The following is an 18,803-nucleotide window of genomic DNA, read 5'->3' as shown; positions in this document are numbered from 1 at the left end:
TGAACTCGCCGTCATAGTGGCTGAGCTTGCGAGCGAGGCCGGCAACCCCGTGCGCTTGATAGCTCGCAACCCATTTGCGCACCGTCGCAGCATCTACGCAGTCGGCTGCACCGGCGCTCGCATAGCTCTCTTCACCACTCAAATAACGATCAACAACAGTGCGCTTCAAACTCTCGCTGTGTTTGGACATGAAAACCCCCGAAGGTTGATGTCCAACTTTCGGGGGTCAGTTCATTGTGGCGGGTTTTTTGTTGCGGCGCGGCGCTACTCGGCCAGCAATTCCCTTAGCGCCATGCGCTTGTAGGCGGCGACCAGCCTGTCGCCCTCCTGGCGCTCAACCGAGATCGCCAGCCGCATGGCGGCCTCGCCCATCTGCCAGACCAGAAACGCCGTGGTTTCCAGTGTCGCCGGATCGACCGCCGGCCGCAGCCGTTTCAGCACCGCGGTGAGGAATTCGGCGTTGGCGCGGCTGTCGGCGAGTTCGAGTTGGCGCAGCGCCTTGTCGGCCTGCGTGCCCGACCAGATGTCGCGCATCACCGGCTCGGCCAGGAACAGCCGGTAATAGATGTCGACTAACTCTGAAAACGCGGACTGCAGGCCTTCGGCGTCGCTGACGCCGGCGAGTGCCGCCGAGATGCAGGCTTGGCTTTCGGCGGTGTAGCGCTCGGCCAGCGCCCAGATGATCGCCCGCTTGTCCGGAAAGAACTGGTAGAGCGAGCCGATCGACACACCGGCCCGTTCCGCCACTTCTCCCATGCGCATGGCATCGCTGCCTTGCTCGGCGATCAGCGCCGAGGCAGCCGCCAGCATGCGCTCGACCCGCTCGCGGCTGCGCTGCTGGCTCGGCGCCCGGCGCGGTGAAGCAACCTGCTCCTGCGGGGAAACGGGGGCTGCCGTGTCTTCCAATGACTGACTCCAAATGCATCAAAATCGCTTGACTCACAAAATACGAGGGTTTATCACGTTTTGCAAACGTGAGGATTATTCATGTTTTGGTGCGAAGGAAAACATAACGGGCATATGGAGCAAATGACACGATCGCGAAACTTCTTCCCACCCTCATCTTCATTGCCGCACTCGGCTCAGGCGTCGTCGGCGGCGTCTTCTTTGCTTTCTCCAGCTTCGTCATGCCGGGCCTCGCCCGCATGCCGGCCGCAAGCGGCATTGCCGCGATGAATTCGATCAATGTCACAGCTGTGACCCCGCTGTTCATGACAGCGCTGTTCGGCACGGCGCTCGTCTGCATCGTTGTCGCCATCGGTGCGGTGATTGGCTGGAGCCAGCCGGGTTCGCTCTGGCTGATTGCCGGCAGCCTGCTCTATCTCATCGGCATCGTGGTGGTGACGATGATCTTCAACGTCCCGCTGAATGATGCGCTCGCCGCCGTCGATCCAGCCAGCAGCAATGGCGCAGCCCTGTGGCCACGCTACCTCAATGAATGGGTGATGTGGAACCATGTCCGCGCCATCAGCGGCATGGCCGCGCTGGCATCCTTCTGGTTCGCCACGCGTTGACGACGATGGAGCGACCGATGAAGGATCAATACGCAAATATGGCCTTCGGCATGGCAATCGGAGTTGGTGTCGGTGCCGCGATCGGCACCGCTCTGGATGACCTTCCGATGGGCGCCGCCGTGGGTATTGCGATTGGCGCCGCCTTCGGTGCGTGGCCACGCAAGTGACGGCAGCGCCGGCGACCTCTACGCCTTTGTCTTCCGATCGGAATGACCGAGGTCGCGATCCGGGTCGATGACGTCGCGGACCAGTTGCTTCAGTTTGGCCGCGTCCGGAAAACCGCCGTCGCGCTTGCGGTCCCAGACCAGCACGTCATTGCAGCTGATGGTGAAGATGCCCCCAGTGCCGGGCACCAATGTCACCTCGCCGAGATCGGTGCCGAAGGTCGACAGCAGTTCCTGAGCCATCCAGCCGGCGCGCAGCAGCCAATGGCACTGCGTGCAGTAGGTGATGCGGATGGCGGGGAGTATCTGCTCGCTCATGCCGGGCTTCCGCTCATGCCGCGCTGAGCTTGGCCATGGTCTCGTCGTCGACTTCGAAGTTGGCGTAGACGCTTTGCACGTCGTCGTCATCCTCGAGCGTGGCAACCAGCTTCATCAGCGACTGTGCCCGCTCCTCGTCGACTGGAACATTGTTCTGCGGCTGCCAGATCAGCTTCACCGATTCTGCCTCGCCGAGCGCGGTTTCCAGAGCCTTCGACACCTCGCCGAGATTCTCGAAGGCGCAATAGATCGTGTGGCCTTCCTCGTCGGTTTCCACGTCGTCGGCGCCGGCTTCGATCGCCGCTTCCATGACCTTGTCGGCGCTGCCGGCCGATGCCGGATAATAGATCTCACCGACGCGGTCCCACATGAACGACACCGAGCCGGTTTCGCCCATCGCGCCGCCGGCCTTGGTGAAGGCGGCGCGCACATTGGACGCCGAACGGTTGCGGTTGTCGGTCAGCGCTTCGACGATGACGGCGACGCCGCCCGGACCATAGCCCTCATAGCGCACGGCTTCGTAGTTCTCTGCATCGCCCATCGAGGCCTTGTTGACGGCGCGCTGGATGTTGTCCTTCGGCATCGACACCGCCTTGGCGTTCTGGATCGCCAAGCGCAAGCGCGGGTTCATCGATGGATCGGGCGTGCCGCTCTTGGCGGCGACGGTGATTTCGCGCGCCAGCTTGGAAAACATTTTAGACCGCACCGCATCCTGGCGGCCCTTGCGGTGCATGATGTTCTTGAACTGTGAATGGCCAGCCATGGCACCCCTGTCGTCTTCTCGGCTAGAGCATCCCGAAGCGAAGTGATCTGACCTCGTCTGCCGCAATGCCCGAATTCAAAATTTCAGAGCGTCCCAGGTGCAACTCGTGGAAGCACGGCGTTCTCTGTCGGAATGGCCGGCTTATAGATAAATCGGCTCAATTCGTCCAGCCGCACCGCGCAAGACATGGCACTGCATGGCATGCTGCGGCCGCTCACGCCTCGAGGTCCGACTTCAGCCGGTCGATGATGCTGAGCGCATGTCCGGCATACTGGCTGATCCAGCGGTCGTGGATCTGCTTGATCGGCAGCGCGTTGAGATGGTTCCAGCGCTCGCGGCCGTCGCGCCGCGCAACGATCAGGTCGGCCTCCTCCAATACCTTGAGATGCAGCATGACGGTGCAGCGATCGATTTCGGGAAAGGCCTCGCACAGCATGCCGGTCGTCTTCGGCGCGTCCTTCAGCTGATCCAGTATTTCACGCCGGCGCGGATGCGCCAGCGCCTTGAAAACATTGTCGTCTTGCGATCGGCTTGACATGTTATGTTTCTATAACATATTGTTGGGCCGATCAAGGGAAGGAGTTGTGGATATGTCACTTGGATTCAGTGTTTCCGGACGCATCGGCAAGCCGGTCGCCGACGTCTTCGACGCAGTCGTCAATCCGAAGAAACTGAGCGGCTACTTCACCACGATCGGCGGCGCCAGCGCCCCGCTGGAAGCTGGCGCCGGCGTCGTCTGGTGGGGCAAGGTGCCGGTCGAGGTCGACGAAGTGGTCAAGGACAGCCGCATCGTGCTGCGCTGGGATGCCACCGACGCCGACGGCAAACCCGCCTACAAGACCCGCATCGAGATGAATTTCGAGCCGCTCGACGACGGCGGCACCTTCGTCACCATCGCCGAGAGCGGTTGGCAAGAAGGCGCGGTCGGCCTGAAGAAGTCCTACCTCAATTGCGAGGGCTGGTCGCAGATGCTGGCCTGCATGAAGGCCTATGTCGAATACGGCATCAATTTGCGCGACGGCTACTACCGCAGCGAGATGAAGGGCGAACCCGCCAACGAGACCAATATCTGAGCGGCCCCCATATCTCACCGCCAGGGAGCAAGACGGAGGTCAACGATGAAGAAAGTAACGCCATTCCTGATGTTCGAGGGCAAGGCCGAAGAGGCAATGACGCTCTATTGCGAGACCATTCCTGACAGCGGCGTCCTTGACGTCACAAATTACGGCCCCGGCGAAGATGGCTCGGACGGAACGGTCAAGCTGGCGCGCGTGTCGATCGCTGGCCTGGAAGTCATGGTCTTCAACAGCCCCGTGCACCACGCCTTCACGTTCACGCCGTCGGTCTCGCTCTATGTGGACTGTTCCTCTGAGGACGAACTGAACCGAATTGTCGAGACACTGGCAAAGGACGGCGGGTTTCTGATGCCGCCCGACAATTACGGCTTCAGCCGCCGCTTCGCATGGCTGAACGACAGGTTCGGGGTCTCCTGGCAGGTCAATCTCGCATAACCAGCCTGGGCAAAGCCGACCAACAACAGCTGAACACGACAAGGGAGCCAGCTATGACCGCGAAGATCACCGGCGGCATCAACATCGCCATGAAGGTGCCGCCGCACCAGTATCAGGCGACGATCGCCTTCTACCGCGACGTCGTCGGCCTGAAGCCTTTCACGGACAAGGCGCCGGCCATCGGCTTCGAGCTTGGCCCCAACCGCCTGTGGATCGATAAGGCGCCGATGATGAGCCAGGCCGAGGTGTGGCTGGAGCTGTTCACCAAGGATTTCCCCATGGCTGCGGATCATTTAGCCAAGGCCGGCGTTGTGCGTTGCGATGCCATCGAGCCCTTGGGCGAGGGCTTCCGCGGCGGCTGGATCACCAACCCCGCCAATATCATCCACATGCTGCGCGAACCGGACGCCTGGTGAGCGCCAAGCCACGAAAGGAGCATCCGATGGACATTCAGGAAAAACCGACCGCCGAAGCCGGCATGCTGATCCGGCGGCCTGTCGCCGAGGTGTTCGAGGCCATCGTCGACCCCGCCATTACAACGAAATTCTGGTTCACTCATGGCAGCGGCCGGCTGGACAGCGGCAAGCAGATCCGCTGGGAATGGCGCATGTACGGCGTGTCGACGACGGTCGACGTCAGCGAGATCGTCGCGAACGAAAAGATCGTCATGCAATGGAGCGATCCGCCGACCACCGTGGTCTGGACTTTCACGGAAATGCCTGGCGAGACGACCTTTCTCGAGGTTCGCAATTTCGGCTTTGCCGGCGATGGCGACGAGCAGGTGAAAGAGGCCGTCGGCTCAACCGGCGGCTTCACGCTGGTGCTGGCCGGCGCCAAGGCGTGGCTGGAACAAGGCCTGACGCTCGGCCTGATCGGCGACCGTCACCCGAAGGGCGTGCCAGGACATTAGGTATTCAGGGTCTGCCTAATGCCCGCCGCCCGACTTCTTACGTCGCCGCGCCAGCATGTTGAGCCCCTCGACCAATGCCGAAAAGCCCATCGCCGCATAGATGTAGCCCTTGGGCACATGGTAACCCATGCCGTCTGCGATAAGCGTCATGCCGATCATCAGAAGGAAGCCCAGCGCCAGCATGACAATGCTCGGGTTCTTGGCGATGAAGTTGGCCAGCGGCCCGGCCGCCAGCATCATCACGCTCACCGCCACGATCACGGCGATGTACATGATGGCGATCTCGTCGGTCATGCCGACGGCGGTTATGATTGAATCGATCGAGAAGACCAGGTCGAGCAGCAATATCTGGAAGATCGCGCCGGCAAGGCTGATCTGCAGCGTCTCGCCCATCATCGTATCCTTGTGGTCGTCGGGATCGACCGTGTGATGGATCTCCTTGGTCGCCTTCCAGACCAGGAACAGGCCGCCGGCGATCAGGATCAGGTCGCGCCAGGAAAAACCGTGGCCGAAGGCCGTGAACACCGGCGTGGTCAGCTGGACGATGATCGAAATGGTGGCCAGCAGCACCAGCCGCATGATCAGCGCCGCCGAGATGCCGAGCCGGCGGGCACGGGCCCGTTGTGCTTCCGGCAGCTTGTTGGTCAGGATCGAGATGAAGATCAGGTTGTCGATGCCGAGCACGACCTCGAGCACAATCAGCGTCAGCAGCGCGACCCAGGCGGTCGGGTCGGACACGAATTGGAAATGCGGCGCCAGGAATTCGATGAGCTGCATGGAGGTCGTCCCCTCTTTTAACGATCTAGAGCAGTGTCGCCGGCAGTTAGGTACTAAGCGTGCCTATATCAATGTCACGACCAGAAGGACGGTGCGGTTTCTTCCAGCCGTGGCCCGCGACGAAACGGCGCGATCCGCTCGGTCAGCCCTGTGCGGTCGGAAATATCGACGCCAACGCCGCACAAGGTCGCCGGTCCGGTCGCCGCCTCGAAGCGGCCTTTCGGCACCTTCGACAGGAACCGGTTGAGCGGCTCCTCCTTGTCCATGCCGAGCGAGGAATCGTAGTCCCCGCACATGCCGGCGTCGGACATATAACCGGTGCCGCCGTTGAGGACCTGGTGATCGCCGGTCGGCTGGTGGGTGTGGGTGCCGACGACGAGGCTGGCGCGGCCGTCGACGAAATGCGCGAAGCACATCTTTTCCGAGGTCGCCTCGGCGTGGAAGTCGATAATCACGGCATCCGCCTGCTCGCCGAGCGGACAGGCGGCAAGCTCGCGTTCGCCGGCCTGGAACGGATCGTCGAGCTCGGGATGCATGAACACCCGGCCCATGATGTTGGCGACCAGCACGCGCGCGCCGCTCCTGGCGATGTAGACGCCGGAGCCGCGCCCGGGCGTGCCCTTTGGAAAATTGGAGGGACGCAGGAAGCGCTCTTCGCGCGGCGCGAAGGCAAGCGCGTCGCGCTGGTCCCAGACATGGTTGCCGGTTGTGACGACATCCGCACCGGCCGCGATCGTCTCGCGAAAAATATCTTCGGTGATGCCGAAGCCGCCGGCGGCGTTCTCACCGTTGACGATGACGAAATCGAGTTTGAAGTCGGAGATCAGGCCGGGCAGTTGTTCCCACACCGCCGTCCGTCCTGTCTTTCCAACCATGTCACCGAGGAAGAGAAGTCTCATATGATCCCGCACCGAAGGTCAGCGAAGCAAAAGCTGCATGACGTTTGTGAAAGATCATGCGTCCTTTTTATCTACAATTTTGGCGCGAAGCGGCGCAACCCGCTCTCGGTCAGTATTTCCGGAATGACGACGTCATGTTCCTCATCCGGCACCATTGCCACCTCCTGGCAGTCGAAGGCGATGCCGACCAGCCGCGGCGGCTGTCCCTTGTCGATCAGCTTGGCGATGGCGCGGTCGTAATAGCCGGCACCATAGCCGATGCGATGGCCGCGCGCATCGAAAGCGGCGAGCGGCACCAGCATCACAGAGGGGTCGAGCACCTCGGCTTCCTCGTGAGGGCCGACCGTGCCGAAACCCATCTCGACCATCGGCGCGCCGCGCACCAGCTCGCGAAAGACAATGGTGGTCTTGTCGAGAATGGCCGGCAGGCAAAGCCGCGCGCCCTTTTCACGCAAGACAAACATCAACGGCCGAACGTCGACTTCGGAACGCATCGGCCAGAAGCCGGAAACGATCTGGCCCGGCTCGACGTGGAGGCGGTCGCGTGCCGTCTCGGCCATTTCAAGCGCGACCTCCACCCGCCAGAACTCATCGAGCGCATCGCGGCGTCCGAGGGCCTTACGGCGAAGCTGCTTTTTCAGGTCTTTGAGAGAGGTCATGCAGCCAGGGTAGAAAAGGTCAGATCTGGATGGAGTTTTGGGAGCGACGTTTTCCACCGCAATCATCCACCGAAATGCGGGACGCGTGGCAAGTAAGTGACGATCCACACAACCGGTGGAGAGAGCGATCCCGGGAACCTACAAAGTAGGTGGGCGCCGTGTGAGAAAACCCACGGGTCTTCCCAGGGACAGCTCCCTAAGGATCGTTAAGGCCCCGGGGAAAATGTTCTCCTGCCGGGAAGCACAGACCGTCCCGCCCAATATAGGCTGCCGGCCGGCTAAGCGCCAGTGAGACGGGCATATGTTTCCATCAGGGTTCAAGCCCATTCGTCGCGGCCGGCGCACCCTTGCACAGGGTGAGCCGCGTCCTTACGGTTGCCATGATCAACCGAGGAGCAAGAATGCGTTTCGAAGGCACGGCGGCCTATGTCGCCGACAAGGATCTGATGGTGGCCGTCAACGCGGCGATCGCGCTGGAGCGGCCCTTGCTGGTCAAGGGCGAGCCAGGCACCGGCAAGACGGAGCTGGCCCGCCAGGTGGCGTCAGCACTTGGCCTCGACCTCATCGAATGGCACGTCAAGTCGACCACCAGGGCGCAGCAGGGCCTTTACGAATATGACGCCGTCTCGCGCCTGCGCGACAGCCAGCTTGGTGACGAGCGCTTCAACGACATCAGGAACTACATCAAGCGCGGCAAGCTCTGGGAGGCGTTCGCCGCCGGCAGGAAGGTCGTGCTTTTGATCGACGAGATCGACAAGGCCGACATCGAATTCCCCAACGACCTCCTGCAGGAACTCGATCGGATGGAGTTCTTCGTCTACGAGACCGGCGAAACCATCCGCGCCGCCGTCAGGCCGATCGTCATCATCACCTCCAACAACGAGAAGGAGTTGCCGGACGCGTTCCTGCGCCGCTGCTTCTTCCACTACATCCGCTTTCCCGACGTCGACACGCTGCACAGAATCGTCGATGTCCACTATCCCGGCATCAAGCAGAACCTGGTGCGCGCGGCGCTGACCCAGTTCTACGAAATCCGCGACGTGCCCGGCTTGAAGAAGAAGCCGTCGACCTCCGAGGCGCTCGACTGGATAAGGCTGCTGGTCGCCGACGACATCGCGCCGGAAGATCTGCGCGCCGATCCGAAGAACGCCCTGCCCAAGTTGCATGGCGCATTGCTGAAGAACGAGCAGGACGTGCATTTGTTCGAGCGGCTGGCGTTCATGGCACGAAGGCAGCAATAGGTAGCAGCAGCGCTTTCCCTTCTGTGGACCGTTGCCGGCAGCCGAACAGGCAGGCAGCTTCGGCCAAACCTTGAGAGGAGATGACATGGCTGAGATTATCGTCCGCCCGCTCGCGCAGTCCGACCACGCCGACTGGCGGCGCCTGTGGACCGACTACCTCACCTTCTATGAGACGAAGCTGCCGGAAGAGGTCTACGCCGTCACCTGGAAGCGGCTGTTCACCGAAGGTGAGTTCGAGCCGAAAGGCTTCATCGCCACGCTGGACGGCAAGGCGGTTGGCCTCACCCACTATCTCTACCACCGCTCCGGCTGGTCGGAAAAAAACAACTGCTATCTGCAGGACCTGTTCGCCGACCCTGACGTACGCGGCAAGGGCATCGGCGCTGCGCTGATCGAGGCAGTGAAACAGGAAGCCGAAAAAGTCGGCGTCAAGAACGTCTACTGGATGACACACGAGACCAACACCACCGCGCGCAAACTCTACGATCATGTCGCCCGCCGCACCGGCTTCATCGAGTATGATCTGCTGTGAAGAAAACGGACGATTGAAATAGTCGCCAGTGCGCAATATATTGCGCATATTCGGGAATGCGAATGCCGTTGATCGAGACCAGTACGCGCAAAATTATCACAGGCTTTTGCGCGATGGCTGGGAAAGTGTCGGAGGCGGCAAGCATGACAAGTATGAGCATCCGGACCGACCTGAGGTGATGATCATCGTGCCCAGGCACCGCGAACAATCTCCGGGTGTCGCACGGTCGATCGCACGGCTAGCTGGATGGATCTGAGGAAGAATCACATGACGCACTATGTTGGAATTCTCGATGGCGCTGATGATGTCTGGGGGGTGCGGGTTCCTGATCTTCCCGGCTGTCACGGAGGCGGCGCAAGCCCCGAAGAGGCCATTGCCGATGTGACTTCCGCCGTGCGCGAATGGGTCGAAGCACGTGCACCGAAACATCCGCAGTTGCCGGTCTCGCGTACGGTGGCGCAACTGCTCCTGGATGACGAACTCGATACGGCCGCGGGCGAATCCGCGGTAATAATCCCGGTGCTGATCGACTCCGGCCGGCCGGTCCGAGCCAATCTGTCGCTCGACGCCGGTCTGCTGGCGGCGATCGACGAAGAAGCAGGCCGGCGTGGCCTGACGCGCTCCGCATTCATTGCAAGTGCCGCACGAGAGAAAATCGAAGGCCACAGATAGCCAAGCATGTTCATCCCCTTCTTCCTCGAACTGAAGGCAGCGCGCGTTCCCGTTTCGCTGCGGGAATATCTGTCGCTGCTCGAGGGGCTGGAAGCCGGGCTGGTCGACTATGATGTCGAAGGTTTTTATTACCTCGCCCGTGCGGCGCTGGTGAAGGACGAGCGCCATATCGACCGCTTCGACCAGGTGTTTGCGCATGTCTTCAAGGGCATCGAAGCGCTGGGCGGACCGGATGCCGTCGATGTCGCTGACATCCCCGAGGAATGGTTGCGCCGCCTCGCCGAAAAGCACCTGACCGACGAAGAGAAAAAACTGGTCGAGGCGCTGGGCGGTTTCGAGAAATTGATGGAGACATTGAAACAGCGGCTGCAGGAGCAAAAAGGACGCCACCTGGGCGGCTCGAAATGGATCGGCACCGGCGGCACCTCGCCCTTCGGCGCCTATGGCTACAATCCCGAAGGTGTGCGTATCGGCCAGCATGAAAGCCGCAACCGCCGCGCGGTGAAGGTGTGGGACAGACGTGAGTTCAGGAATTTCGATGATGCCGTCGAACTCGGCACCCGCAACATCAAGATCGCGCTGAAGCGCTTGCGTCGCTGGGTGCGCGAAGGCGCCGAGGAGGAATTCGACCTGCCCGGCACCATCCACGCCACCGCCGAACATGGCTATCTCGACGTGCAGACGCGGCCCGAACGGCGCAACGCGGTGAAGCTTTTGATGTTCTTCGATGTCGGCGGCTCGATGGACGACCACATCAAGAGCGTCGAGGAGCTGTTCTCGGCCGCCCGCGCCGAATTCCGCCAGCTCGAATATTTCTATTTCCACAACTGCCTCTATGAGGGTGTGTGGAAGGATAATCGCCGCAGGCATGCCGAGGTGATTCCGACCTTCGACCTCCTCCACAAATATGGCCCGGACTACAAGGTGATCGTCGTCGGTGACGCCTCGATGAGCCCTTACGAGATCGCTCATCCCGGCGGTTCGGTCGAGCACTGGAATCCGGAGGCAGGCAGTGTCTGGCTCGGCCGTCTGCTGCAGCAATGGCCGAACGCGGTATGGCTGAACCCCGAAGACCCCAAGAACTGGGGCTACACCCATTCGATTGCGATGATCCGCGACATCTTCGGCGGCCGCATGTTCCCGCTGACTTTGGCCGGGCTTGAGGGCGCGACCAGGCAGCTTTCAAGAAAACACTGAAAGACTGACAGGAGATCCGATGACCTGCTTTCTCTGCCTGCAATGCGGCGTCCAGTTCGCGGCGACAGAGACGCCTCCAAAACATTGCCCGATCTGCGAGGACGAGCGCCAATATGTGCGCTGGGAAGGGCAGGCGTGGATCACGCCGGAGGAACTTGCTGAAGGGCATCGGCTTGTGATGAAGGATGATGCCGGCGTTCTCGCCTTCGGCATCGAGCCGCGCTTCGCCATCGGCCAGCGGGCGCTGCTGGCACAGACGCCACACGGCAACGTGCTGTGGGACTGCGTTTCGATGGTCAGCGACGAGGCGGTGGCCGAGATCAACCGCCGCGGCGGCCTGGCGGCGATCGCCATCTCGCACGGCCATTATTATTCGGTGATGGTCTGTTGGAGCGAGGCGTTTGGCGGCGTGCCGATCTATCTCACGCCGATGACCGCCAGTGGATCATGCGGCCGCACAAGGCGATCGTCAGCTGGGAAGGCGAGACGCTGGCCATAAACCCTTCGCTGACGCTCATCCGCTGCGGTGGCCACTTTGCCGGCGGTCAGGTGCTGCACTGGAAACGCGATGGCGGCGACGTCTTGCTGGCCGGCGATATCCTGCAGGTGACGCCGACGCGCCGCCATGTCAGCTTCATGTACAGCTATCCGAACTACATTCCGCTCAATGCAGCGGCCGTGCGCCGCATCGCGGCGGCGATGGAGCCATTCGCGTTCGACCATATCTACGGCGCGTGGTGGAACCAGAATGTCATCGGAGGCGCAAAAGCGGCGTTGGCTGCTTCGGTCGATCGCTATCTGGCGGCGATCGCATGAAGATCACGATCGAAAATGCGGGAAAATGCCGTAACAAATGCCTATCTTGGTGCGAATATGAGGTTGCAATCCGCGCATGACCCCGAGCCTCCGGTTCGGAAAGGATCATGCGCAAAACCAAAGTGCTACAGCGTCCCTTGCGCGTCCGATGGACGCGCGGCGCTGTAGGAGCGAGCCGGCAAGGCTGAGGAGATCACATGGACACCCACACCTACCCTGTAACCCGCACCGACGCCGAATGGCGCGCCCGGCTGACGCCGGAGCAGTATGCCGTCATGCGCGGTCACGGCACCGAGCGGCCGGGAAGCTGCGCTTTGCTCTACGAGAAGCGCGCCGGCACCTTTTCCTGCGCCGGCTGCGACCAGCCTTTGTTCGAATCCAAGCTGAAGTTCGAGAGCGGCACCGGCTGGCCGAGCTTCAACGACCCGGTGCCGGGCTCGGTCGAAAACACCGTCGACCGCAGCTACGGCATGGTTCGCACCGAATGCCATTGCGCCCGCTGCGGCAGCCATCTCGGCCATGTCTTCGAGGACGGCCCGCCGCCGACCGGCCTGCGCTATTGCATCAACGGCGTGGCGCTGAAATTCGAGCCCTCGGCTTGAGCCATCCGGGTTCGACACTATAGGGCGGCATCTGTCGCCCTTTTCGTTTAAATATCCGTCGCCCCCCTCTGGGCAGACGATCAGACCACGATCATCGCCACCAGCCACAGCGTGGCGCCAAGCGTCATCATCCAGGCCTTGGCCCCGGGAATCTTTTCGGTGGTCCGCCACACCGCCAAGGTCAGGAACAGGCTGTAGGGCACCGACGCGAAATGCACTGCCAGCACAAGCCCGAGCGGCAACTTCAATCCGAGCAAGACGAGCGCCAGCACCGATGCGGCGATGCTGACCGCGGTGCCGACGAGGACAAGGTCGCGCCAGAACAGCCGATCGAGCGGCACCTGGCCTTGCCAGCGTGAGCGGAAAAAGGAGCCGATACCTTCTGGCAACACCGGATGTCTATCCCTGCCCCAGGACTTCGGTTACCGCACGCTCGAAGCGCGAACATTCGGTCACCAGCCAGTCGGCCATGGCTGGCCAGTTGTCCTCGGCATAGCAGTTCACCCGCCACATCGAATTGATGCCGAGGCCCTCGCAACTCTGTTCCGGCCTGAGCTTCAGCCTGTCTTCGATTTCACGCTGAAACGGCTTCAGCCGCGACCAGGCTTGCGTGGCGCCGAATTTCTCGTTGCGACCGAAGAAGACGCCGACCTGGCTCTGCGCAGGCGCGACATACATGGAAAGGACCAAGGCGAAGTCGGGCAGCCCGCGCTGCCAGAACCAGGGTCCGCGCCGCGCCATCAGAGCCCTTTCTTCCGGATGCCGCTCAGCGAACAGCGTCCAGAAGCCGCGCTGGCGGAATTCAGAGGCGCGGCGGGCGCCGAAGTCGAATTCGCTCATGGCTCAAACCGTATCTCCGGCAACCGTGTCGGTGCCGGGGCCGGCTGATCTTACACCATGCCGAGCGCGGCCTTGTACAGATCGAGGATGGTTTCCTCTTCCTGCCGCTCGGCCTGGTCCTTCTTGCGCAGCCGGATGATCGTGCGCATCGCCTTGGTGTCGAACCCAGTGCCCTTGGCCTCGGCGAACACTTCCTTGATATCGTCGGAAATGGTTTTCTTCTCTTCCTCGAGCCGCTCTATGCGCTCGATGAAGGCACGCAGCTGGCCGGCGGCAACAGTCTGGCTGGTATCGGTGATATCGTCGGCCATATTTTTCTCCAAAAGCATCGGCTCCGCGACTCGCGGACGACTGCGGCAAAATTTGAGCCGGTTCGATGCCCGACCGGCGGCGACGGGTCAAGCCGTTATCGACCAAGCCACGCGGGCTGCCGCCAGAAGCCGACAACCAGTCCGTTTTGCGAACTCTAATTGAAAGCGATCAGCAGATCCTTGGCATCGATCTGGTCGCCTGCCTTGACCAGCACCTCGGCGACCGTACCGTCGCGCTCGGCATGCAGCGCCGTCTCCATCTTCATCGCTTCGATGGAAAGCAGCACGTCACCGGCCTTCACAGCTTGGCCGGCAGCCACCGAAAGCGCCGAGACGACGCCCGGCATCGGTGCGCCGACATGCGCCTCGTTGCCGGGTTCGGCCTTGCGGCGGGCCTTGGCGGCGGACGCGCCATGCGCCCGGTCGGGCACCTTGACACGACGCGGCTGGCCGTTGAGCTCGAAGAACACGGTGACCATGCCCTTTTCGTCGACATCGCCGATGGCAAGGCATCGGACCACCAGCGTCTTGCCTTTCTCGATGTCGACGAAGATCTCGTCTTCCGGCTTCATGCCGTAGAAATAGGTCGGCGTCGGCAGGACGCTGACCGGCCCATAGGTTTCCTGCGCTCCGGCGAAATCCGTAAACACCTTTGGATACATCAGCCACGAGGCGAATTCGAACTCCGATAGCTTGCGCTCGAGCTTCTCCTCGATTTCCTTGCGGTTGGCCTTTAGGTCGGCTGGCTTGAGCAGTGAGCCGGGCCGCACCGTGATCGGCTTGTCGCCCTTCAGCGCCTTCCCCTGCAGCGCCGCCGGCCACCCGCCTGGCGACTGGCCAAGGTCGCCGCGCAGCATCGAGACGACCGAATCCGGGAATGCGATATCCTTGTCCGGGTTTTCGACATCGGCAACGGTGAGATCCTGGCTGACCATCATCAATGCCATGTCGCCGACGACCTTGGAGGACGGCGTCACCTTGACGATGTCGCCGAACATCAGATTGACGTCGTGATAGGTCTGCGCCACCTCGTGCCAGCGCGTCTCCAGTCCGAGCGAGCGCGCCTGTTCCTTCAAATTGGTGAACTGCCCGCCCGGCATCTCGTGCAGATAGACTTCCGAAGCTGGCCCCTTGAGGTCGCTTTCAAAGGCGGCGTACTGGTTGCGCACCGCTTCCCAGTAGAACGAGATTTTCCTGATCCATTGCGGGTCGAGACCGGGGTCGCGTTCGGTGCCCTTCAGCGCCTCGACGAGCGAGCCAAGGCATGGCTGCGAGGTGTTGCCGGAGAAAGCATCCATCGCCGCGTCTATGGCGTCGACGCCGCTTTCCACCGCCGCCAGCACCGTCGCCGCCGACAGGCCCGACGTGTCGTGGGTGTGGAAATGGATCGGCAGGTCGGTCGCCTCGCGCAGCGCCTTGAACAGCACGCGTGCCGCCGCCGGCTTCAGCAGTCCGGCCATGTCCTTGACGGCAATGATGTGGGCGCCGGCCGCCTGCAATTCCCTGGCCAGGCCGACATAGTATTTGAGGTCGTATTTCGCCCGCGCCGGATCGAGGATGTCGCCGGTGTAGCAGATCGCCGCTTCGATCAGCTTACCCTCGGCGCCGACCGCATCCATGGCGACGCGCATATTGTCGACCCAGTTCAGGCAATCGAAGACCCGGAACAGGTCGATGCCACCGCTTGCTGCCTGCTTGACGAAATGCTGCACGACATTGTCGGGATAGTTGGTGTAGCCGACGCCATTGGCGCCGCGCAGTAGCATCTGCAACAGCAGATTGGGCGCCGCCTCGCGCACCAGCGACAGCCGCTCCCACGGATCCTCGGTGAGGAAGCGCATGGCGACATCGAAGGTGGCGCCGCCCCAGCATTCCAGCGATAGAAGCTGCGGCAAGGCACGCGCATAGGTACCGGCGATGCCGGCAATGTCATGCGTTCGCACACGCGTGGCGAGCAACGACTGGTGGCCATCGCGCATCGTCGTGTCCGTGACCAGCACTTGCCTCTGATCGCGCATCCAGGCGGCGAACTTCTCCGGCCCGAGCACATCCAGCTTCTGCTTGCTGCCGCCGGGCACATTGCCGTTGAGGTAAGGCACCACGGGTGCGGCCGCATCGGCCTTCGGCTGCGGCCGGCCGCGCGTCTCGGGATGGCCGTTGACGCTGACGTCGGCGAGATAGTTGATGAGCTTGGTGGCGCGGTCCTGGCGCTTGACCTGCTGGAACAGTTCCGGCGTCGTGTCGATGAACTTGGTCGTGTAGGAATTGTCGGCGAAGCTCGGGTGGTTGATGATCGCTTCGAGGAAGGTCAGATTGGTGGCGACGCCGCGGATGCGGAACTCGCGCAGCGCCCGGTTCATGCGGGCGATCGTCTCGGCCGGCGTCGGCGCCCACGCCGTCACCTTCTCCAGCAGCGGATCGTAGAAGCGGGTGATGACAGCGCCCGAATAGGCGGTGCCGCCATCGAGGCGGATGCCGAAGCCTGTTGCGCCGCGATAGGCGGTAATGCGTCCGTAATCGGGGATGAAATTGTGCTCGGGGTCTTCCGTGGTGATGCGGCACTGCAGCGCGTGGCCGTTCAGCCTTATGTCCTTCTGCGCCGGCACGCCTGATTCCGGTGTGCCGATGGCAAAGCCGTCGAGGATATGGATCTGCGCCTTGACGATATCGATGCCGGTCACCTGCTCGGTGACGGTGTGCTCGACCTGGATGCGCGGGTTGACCTCGATGAAATAGAATTTGCCGGTGTCGGCATCCTGCAGGAACTCGACCGTGCCGGCGCCGATATAACTGGTCTCGCGGGCGATCTTCAGCGCATGGCCGCAAAGCTCCTCGCGCTGCGACATTTCGAGATAGGGCGCCGGCGCCCGCTCGACGACCTTCTGGTTGCGGCGCTGGATCGAACAGTCGCGCTCGAACAGGTGCACCGCATTGCCATGGGTGTCGCCCAGCACCTGCACCTCGACATGGCGCGCGCGTTCGATCAGCTTTTCGAGATAGACCTCGTCCTTGCCGAAGGCGGCTTTCGCCTCACGCTTGCCTTCGGTGACTTCACGGGCAAGGTCGGCTTCGGCGCGGATGGCGCGCATGCCGCGGCCGCCGCCACCCCATGATGCCTTCAGCATCACGGGATAGCCGATTCCCTTGGCCAGTTTCTTGACCGCCTCCATGTCATCCGGCAACGGATCGGTGGCGGGGATCACCGGCACCCCGACCTCGATGGCGAGATTGCGCGCCGCGACCTTGTTGCCGAGCCGCCGCATCGTGTCCGGCTTCGGCCCGATGAAGGTAATGCCGGCTTCGGCACAGGCGTCGGCGAATTCGGGACTTTCCGACAACAATCCGTAGCCGGGATGGATAGCATCGGCACCCGACAGCCTGGCGACGCGGATCACCTCCTCGATCGACAGATAGCTTTCGATCGGCCCCATGTCCCGGGTCAGATGCGGTCCGCGCCCGACCTGGTAGCTCTCGTCGGCCTTGAAGCGATGCAGGGAGTATTTGTCTTCTTCGGCCCAGATCGCCACGGTTTTGAGGCCGAGTTCGTTGGCCGCGCGAAAGACGCGAATGGCGATTTCGGACCGGTTGGCGACGAGGATCTTCGTGATGGCCAAGGACTGGGCTCCAGCAACGGAAGGAAGAGAAATCGGCGCAATGATTAGCGTGAAAATGCTGCAGTGCAAACAAATTTGACGCGCATTTAAACCGATTGAAATGGAAACATTGCGCCAGAGGCCATCGCATTCATCCAAACAGCCAGAAAAAGCGCCGGCTCTGCCGTGACGCACGATCATTCCCGGCTAAGGGACCCGGCTCCATCGGTCGCCCCCTGAATGGCAAAAGAAAATGCCCGGCGCGAGGCGCCGGGCATCCGCAAACGGTCTGGAGACTGACGAGTCTTACATCTTCTGGATGTAGGTGTACTTGCCGTCGTCGCCCTTCTTCCATTCGTACATCACGTAGCCGGGCAGCGTCGGGTCGCCCTTGGCGTCATAGGACAGATCGCCGAGCACGGTCTTGAACGGGCCGTTTTCATGCAGCGCCTTGGCAACTGCCTGCGGGTCGTTCGACTTGGCAGCGGTCGCTGCCTCGGCGATAGCCTGTACTGCGGCGTAGGAGTAGAGCGTATAGGCTTCCGGTTCGAAACCCTGCGCGCGGAACTTCTCGACGAGTTCCTTGTTGGCGGGGATCAGGCGCGGATCCGGACCGAACGTGTTGAGCGTGCCTGCAACAGCGTCGCCCGCGATCGAAGCCAGTTCGTTCGACACGATGCCGTCGCCGGAAATCAGTGTCGCCTTGAGGCCCTGGTCGGCCGCCTGGCGGATGATCAGGCCTGCTTCGGTGTGCAGGCCGCCCCAGTAGATGATCGAAACGCCGGCTTCCTTCATCTTGGCGATCAGCGCCGAGAAGTCCTTGTCGCCGACATTGATGCCTTCATACATGACTTCCGTCAGGCCCTTGGCATTCATTGCCTTCTTGGTTTCGTCGGCAAGACCCTGGCCATAGGTGGTCTTGTCGTGGATGACGGCGATCTTGGCGTCCTTGAAGTTCGCGGCGAGATAAGCACCGGCAATGCTACCCTGCTGGTCATCGCGTCCGCAGGTGCGGAACACATTCCACAGGCCGCGCTCGGTGAACTGCGGGTTGGTCGCGGCCGGCGTCACTTCGACAATGCCGTTTTCCGCATAGACTTCCGAAGCCGGAATCGAAACGCCCGAGTTGAAGTGGCCGACCACGAACTTGACGCCGTCGCCGACGAACTTGTTCGCAACCGAGATGCCCTGCTTCGGATCGGAGACGTCGTCGCCGACTTCGAGCTTGATCTGCTCGCCGTTGATGCCGCCCTTGGCATTGATGTCGGCGACGGCCGCTTCCGCACCCTTCTGAAGCTGTGCGCCGAAGGCGGCGTTCGGACCGGTGATCGGACCGGCGACGCCGAACATGACGTCAGCCCACGCGTTGCCGCCGAACGCGACCAGCGCGGTCAGGGCGACGGCGGACAAAAGTGACTTTTTCATTTAAACGCTCCCATTTACGGAGTGGGCGTGGATGAAGCTTTCATGCGATGCCCACCCTT

At 62.0% G+C, this 18,803-nt stretch carries 24 protein-coding genes, 1 other RNA gene and 2 pseudogenes; 13 read left to right on the top strand and 14 right to left on the bottom strand.

The genetic code is table 11. From position 1 onward, the window contains the following. Positions 1–190: pseudogene (locus NKJ04_RS18715) on the bottom strand (helix-turn-helix domain-containing protein); the annotation flags it as partial. A gap of 74 nt (positions 191–264) precedes the next feature. Beyond that, positions 265–906, bottom strand: a complete 642-nt coding sequence (locus NKJ04_RS18710; protein ID WP_352554263.1) for a TetR family transcriptional regulator — start codon at positions 904–906, stop codon at positions 265–267. 131 nt (positions 907–1,037) lie between these two features. On the opposite strand from NKJ04_RS18710, the gene NKJ04_RS18705 reads away from it, so the two are divergent. Both NKJ04_RS18705 and NKJ04_RS18700 read left to right on the top strand, forming a co-directional pair. Next, positions 1,038–1,514, top strand: a complete 477-nt coding sequence (locus tag NKJ04_RS18705; RefSeq protein ID WP_352677062.1) for an anthrone oxygenase family protein — start codon at positions 1,038–1,040, stop codon at positions 1,512–1,514. Between the two features lie 5 nt (positions 1,515–1,519). Further along, complete coding sequence (locus NKJ04_RS18700) at positions 1,520–1,681, top strand: glycine zipper domain-containing protein (RefSeq protein ID WP_502897943.1); 162 nt, start codon at positions 1,520–1,522, stop codon at positions 1,679–1,681. An 18-nt stretch (positions 1,682–1,699) separates the two neighbouring features. Here NKJ04_RS18700 and NKJ04_RS18695 read toward each other — a convergent pair whose 3' ends face one another. From NKJ04_RS18695 to NKJ04_RS18685, 3 genes are all read right to left on the bottom strand, one after another. Beyond that, positions 1,700–1,996 (bottom strand): Rdx family protein, encoded by a 297-nt coding sequence (locus tag NKJ04_RS18695; RefSeq protein ID WP_352440973.1) that lies wholly within the window; start codon positions 1,994–1,996, stop codon positions 1,700–1,702. A gap of 13 nt (positions 1,997–2,009) precedes the next feature. After that, positions 2,010–2,759 (bottom strand): YebC/PmpR family DNA-binding transcriptional regulator, encoded by a 750-nt coding sequence (locus NKJ04_RS18690; RefSeq protein ID WP_352677059.1) that lies wholly within the window; start codon positions 2,757–2,759, stop codon positions 2,010–2,012. Positions 2,760–2,973: 214 nt separating this feature from the next. Further along, positions 2,974–3,297, bottom strand: a complete 324-nt coding sequence (locus NKJ04_RS18685; protein WP_352677058.1) for an ArsR/SmtB family transcription factor — start codon at positions 3,295–3,297, stop codon at positions 2,974–2,976. 52 nt (positions 3,298–3,349) lie between these two features. On the opposite strand from NKJ04_RS18685, the gene NKJ04_RS18680 reads away from it, so the two are divergent. Genes NKJ04_RS18680 through NKJ04_RS18665 form a run of 4 tightly spaced genes read left to right on the top strand, consistent with a single transcriptional unit; the run spans position 3,350 to position 5,180 of the window. Continuing rightward, positions 3,350–3,832, top strand: coding sequence for an SRPBCC domain-containing protein (locus NKJ04_RS18680; protein WP_352440976.1), 483 nt, complete (start codon positions 3,350–3,352; stop codon positions 3,830–3,832). Positions 3,833–3,877: 45 nt separating this feature from the next. Further along, positions 3,878–4,270: a VOC family protein gene (locus tag NKJ04_RS18675; RefSeq protein ID WP_352611387.1), complete on the top strand. Its 393-nt coding sequence runs from the start codon at positions 3,878–3,880 to the stop codon at positions 4,268–4,270. A 53-nt stretch (positions 4,271–4,323) separates the two neighbouring features. Beyond that, positions 4,324–4,686 (top strand): hypothetical protein, encoded by a 363-nt coding sequence (locus tag NKJ04_RS18670; RefSeq protein WP_352611386.1) that lies wholly within the window; start codon positions 4,324–4,326, stop codon positions 4,684–4,686. A 26-nt stretch (positions 4,687–4,712) separates the two neighbouring features. Further along, positions 4,713–5,180, top strand: coding sequence for an SRPBCC family protein (locus NKJ04_RS18665; RefSeq protein WP_352677057.1), 468 nt, complete (start codon positions 4,713–4,715; stop codon positions 5,178–5,180). Positions 5,181–5,195: 15 nt separating this feature from the next. On the opposite strand, the gene NKJ04_RS18660 is transcribed toward NKJ04_RS18665, so the two are convergent. The 4 genes from NKJ04_RS18660 to ssrS all read right to left on the bottom strand — a co-directional run bounded on the left by NKJ04_RS18660 (position 5,196) and on the right by ssrS (position 7,768). Continuing rightward, complete coding sequence (locus NKJ04_RS18660; protein WP_128305329.1) at positions 5,196–5,957, bottom strand: TerC family protein; 762 nt, start codon at positions 5,955–5,957, stop codon at positions 5,196–5,198. A 74-nt stretch (positions 5,958–6,031) separates the two neighbouring features. Next, positions 6,032–6,856, bottom strand: a complete 825-nt coding sequence (locus NKJ04_RS18655) for a TIGR00282 family metallophosphoesterase (protein ID WP_023811815.1) — start codon at positions 6,854–6,856, stop codon at positions 6,032–6,034. Positions 6,857–6,927: 71 nt separating this feature from the next. After that, positions 6,928–7,515 (bottom strand): 5-formyltetrahydrofolate cyclo-ligase, encoded by a 588-nt coding sequence (locus NKJ04_RS18650; RefSeq protein WP_352677056.1) that lies wholly within the window; start codon positions 7,513–7,515, stop codon positions 6,928–6,930. A 97-nt stretch (positions 7,516–7,612) separates the two neighbouring features. After that, positions 7,613–7,768, bottom strand: a non-coding RNA gene (gene ssrS / locus NKJ04_RS18645) — 6S RNA. Positions 7,769–7,916: 148 nt separating this feature from the next. Between ssrS and NKJ04_RS18640 the strand changes: the two genes are divergently transcribed. The 7 genes and pseudogenes from NKJ04_RS18640 (at position 7,917) to msrB (ending at position 12,575) form a co-directional block, all read left to right on the top strand. Then, positions 7,917–8,756 (top strand): AAA family ATPase, encoded by an 840-nt coding sequence (locus NKJ04_RS18640; protein ID WP_023811813.1) that lies wholly within the window; start codon positions 7,917–7,919, stop codon positions 8,754–8,756. A gap of 85 nt (positions 8,757–8,841) precedes the next feature. Beyond that, the gene (locus NKJ04_RS18635; RefSeq protein WP_352677055.1) at positions 8,842–9,288 is read left to right on the top strand and encodes a GNAT family N-acetyltransferase; all 447 of its coding nucleotides are present in this window, start codon (positions 8,842–8,844) and stop codon (positions 9,286–9,288) included. Between the two features lie 28 nt (positions 9,289–9,316). Beyond that, a complete protein-coding gene (locus tag NKJ04_RS18630) occupies positions 9,317–9,544 on the top strand; it encodes a type II toxin-antitoxin system HicA family toxin (protein WP_352677054.1) in 228 nt (75 codons plus the stop codon). A gap of 11 nt (positions 9,545–9,555) precedes the next feature. Continuing rightward, positions 9,556–9,960 carry a type II toxin-antitoxin system HicB family antitoxin gene (locus NKJ04_RS18625; protein WP_127296243.1) on the top strand — a complete coding sequence of 135 codons (405 nt, stop codon included), beginning with the start codon at positions 9,556–9,558 and terminating at the stop codon, positions 9,958–9,960. 6 nt (positions 9,961–9,966) lie between these two features. After that, complete coding sequence (locus NKJ04_RS18620; protein ID WP_352677053.1) at positions 9,967–11,157, top strand: vWA domain-containing protein; 1,191 nt, start codon at positions 9,967–9,969, stop codon at positions 11,155–11,157. Positions 11,158–11,176: 19 nt separating this feature from the next. Continuing rightward, positions 11,177–11,973: pseudogene (locus NKJ04_RS18615) on the top strand (MBL fold metallo-hydrolase). Between the two features lie 197 nt (positions 11,974–12,170). After that, the gene (gene msrB, locus NKJ04_RS18610; RefSeq protein ID WP_127270383.1) at positions 12,171–12,575 is read left to right on the top strand and encodes a peptide-methionine (R)-S-oxide reductase MsrB; all 405 of its coding nucleotides are present in this window, start codon (positions 12,171–12,173) and stop codon (positions 12,573–12,575) included. A gap of 80 nt (positions 12,576–12,655) precedes the next feature. On the opposite strand, the gene NKJ04_RS18605 is transcribed toward msrB, so the two are convergent. The 5 genes from NKJ04_RS18605 to NKJ04_RS18585 form a co-directional block, all read right to left on the bottom strand. Then, positions 12,656–12,967: a hypothetical protein gene (locus NKJ04_RS18605; protein ID WP_127270382.1), complete on the bottom strand. Its 312-nt coding sequence runs from the start codon at positions 12,965–12,967 to the stop codon at positions 12,656–12,658. Positions 12,968–12,974: 7 nt separating this feature from the next. Continuing rightward, on the bottom strand, positions 12,975–13,415 hold the full coding sequence (locus NKJ04_RS18600; RefSeq protein WP_352440983.1) for a hypothetical protein: 441 nt from the start codon (positions 13,413–13,415) through the stop codon (positions 12,975–12,977). Between the two features lie 50 nt (positions 13,416–13,465). After that, a complete protein-coding gene (locus NKJ04_RS18595) occupies positions 13,466–13,726 on the bottom strand; it encodes a DUF2312 domain-containing protein (protein ID WP_013529099.1) in 261 nt (86 codons plus the stop codon). 155 nt (positions 13,727–13,881) lie between these two features. Beyond that, positions 13,882–17,340 (bottom strand): pyruvate carboxylase, encoded by a 3,459-nt coding sequence (gene pyc, locus NKJ04_RS18590; RefSeq protein ID WP_352611380.1) that lies wholly within the window; start codon positions 17,338–17,340, stop codon positions 13,882–13,884. A gap of 285 nt (positions 17,341–17,625) precedes the next feature. Then, the gene (locus NKJ04_RS18585; protein WP_023811805.1) at positions 17,626–18,744 is read right to left on the bottom strand and encodes a branched-chain amino acid ABC transporter substrate-binding protein; all 1,119 of its coding nucleotides are present in this window, start codon (positions 18,742–18,744) and stop codon (positions 17,626–17,628) included. Between the last annotated feature and the right edge of the window lie 59 nt (positions 18,745–18,803).

This window comes from Mesorhizobium sp. M0618, from assembly GCF_040320765.1.
Taxonomy (GTDB): domain Bacteria; phylum Pseudomonadota; class Alphaproteobacteria; order Rhizobiales; family Rhizobiaceae; genus Mesorhizobium.
The sequence above is the reverse complement of the archived record's forward strand: the minus strand, read 5'-3'. Positions and strand labels throughout refer to the sequence as shown.

Coding starts and splice junctions, on each gene's coding strand:
- NKJ04_RS18700 (WP_502897943.1), top strand. CDS start 1,520: ATGGAGCGACCGATGAAGGATCAATACGCAAATATGGCCTTCGGCATG.
- NKJ04_RS18695 (WP_352440973.1), bottom strand. CDS start 1,996: ATGAGCGAGCAGATACTCCCCGCCATCCGCATCACCTACTGCACGCAG.
- NKJ04_RS18690 (WP_352677059.1), bottom strand. CDS start 2,759: ATGGCTGGCCATTCACAGTTCAAGAACATCATGCACCGCAAGGGCCGC.
- NKJ04_RS18685 (WP_352677058.1), bottom strand. CDS start 3,297: ATGTCAAGCCGATCGCAAGACGACAATGTTTTCAAGGCGCTGGCGCAT.
- NKJ04_RS18680 (WP_352440976.1), top strand. CDS start 3,350: ATGTCACTTGGATTCAGTGTTTCCGGACGCATCGGCAAGCCGGTCGCC.
- NKJ04_RS18675 (WP_352611387.1), top strand. CDS start 3,878: ATGAAGAAAGTAACGCCATTCCTGATGTTCGAGGGCAAGGCCGAAGAG.
- NKJ04_RS18670 (WP_352611386.1), top strand. CDS start 4,324: ATGACCGCGAAGATCACCGGCGGCATCAACATCGCCATGAAGGTGCCG.
- NKJ04_RS18665 (WP_352677057.1), top strand. CDS start 4,713: ATGGACATTCAGGAAAAACCGACCGCCGAAGCCGGCATGCTGATCCGG.
- NKJ04_RS18660 (WP_128305329.1), bottom strand. CDS start 5,957: ATGCAGCTCATCGAATTCCTGGCGCCGCATTTCCAATTCGTGTCCGAC.
- NKJ04_RS18655 (WP_023811815.1), bottom strand. CDS start 6,856: ATGAGACTTCTCTTCCTCGGTGACATGGTTGGAAAGACAGGACGGACG.
- NKJ04_RS18650 (WP_352677056.1), bottom strand. CDS start 7,515: ATGACCTCTCTCAAAGACCTGAAAAAGCAGCTTCGCCGTAAGGCCCTC.
- NKJ04_RS18640 (WP_023811813.1), top strand. CDS start 7,917: ATGCGTTTCGAAGGCACGGCGGCCTATGTCGCCGACAAGGATCTGATG.
- NKJ04_RS18635 (WP_352677055.1), top strand. CDS start 8,842: ATGGCTGAGATTATCGTCCGCCCGCTCGCGCAGTCCGACCACGCCGAC.
- NKJ04_RS18625 (WP_127296243.1), top strand. CDS start 9,556: ATGACGCACTATGTTGGAATTCTCGATGGCGCTGATGATGTCTGGGGG.
- NKJ04_RS18620 (WP_352677053.1), top strand. CDS start 9,967: ATGTTCATCCCCTTCTTCCTCGAACTGAAGGCAGCGCGCGTTCCCGTT.
- msrB (WP_127270383.1), top strand. CDS start 12,171: ATGGACACCCACACCTACCCTGTAACCCGCACCGACGCCGAATGGCGC.
- NKJ04_RS18600 (WP_352440983.1), bottom strand. CDS start 13,415: ATGAGCGAATTCGACTTCGGCGCCCGCCGCGCCTCTGAATTCCGCCAG.
- NKJ04_RS18595 (WP_013529099.1), bottom strand. CDS start 13,726: ATGGCCGACGATATCACCGATACCAGCCAGACTGTTGCCGCCGGCCAG.
- NKJ04_RS18585 (WP_023811805.1), bottom strand. CDS start 18,744: ATGAAAAAGTCACTTTTGTCCGCCGTCGCCCTGACCGCGCTGGTCGCG.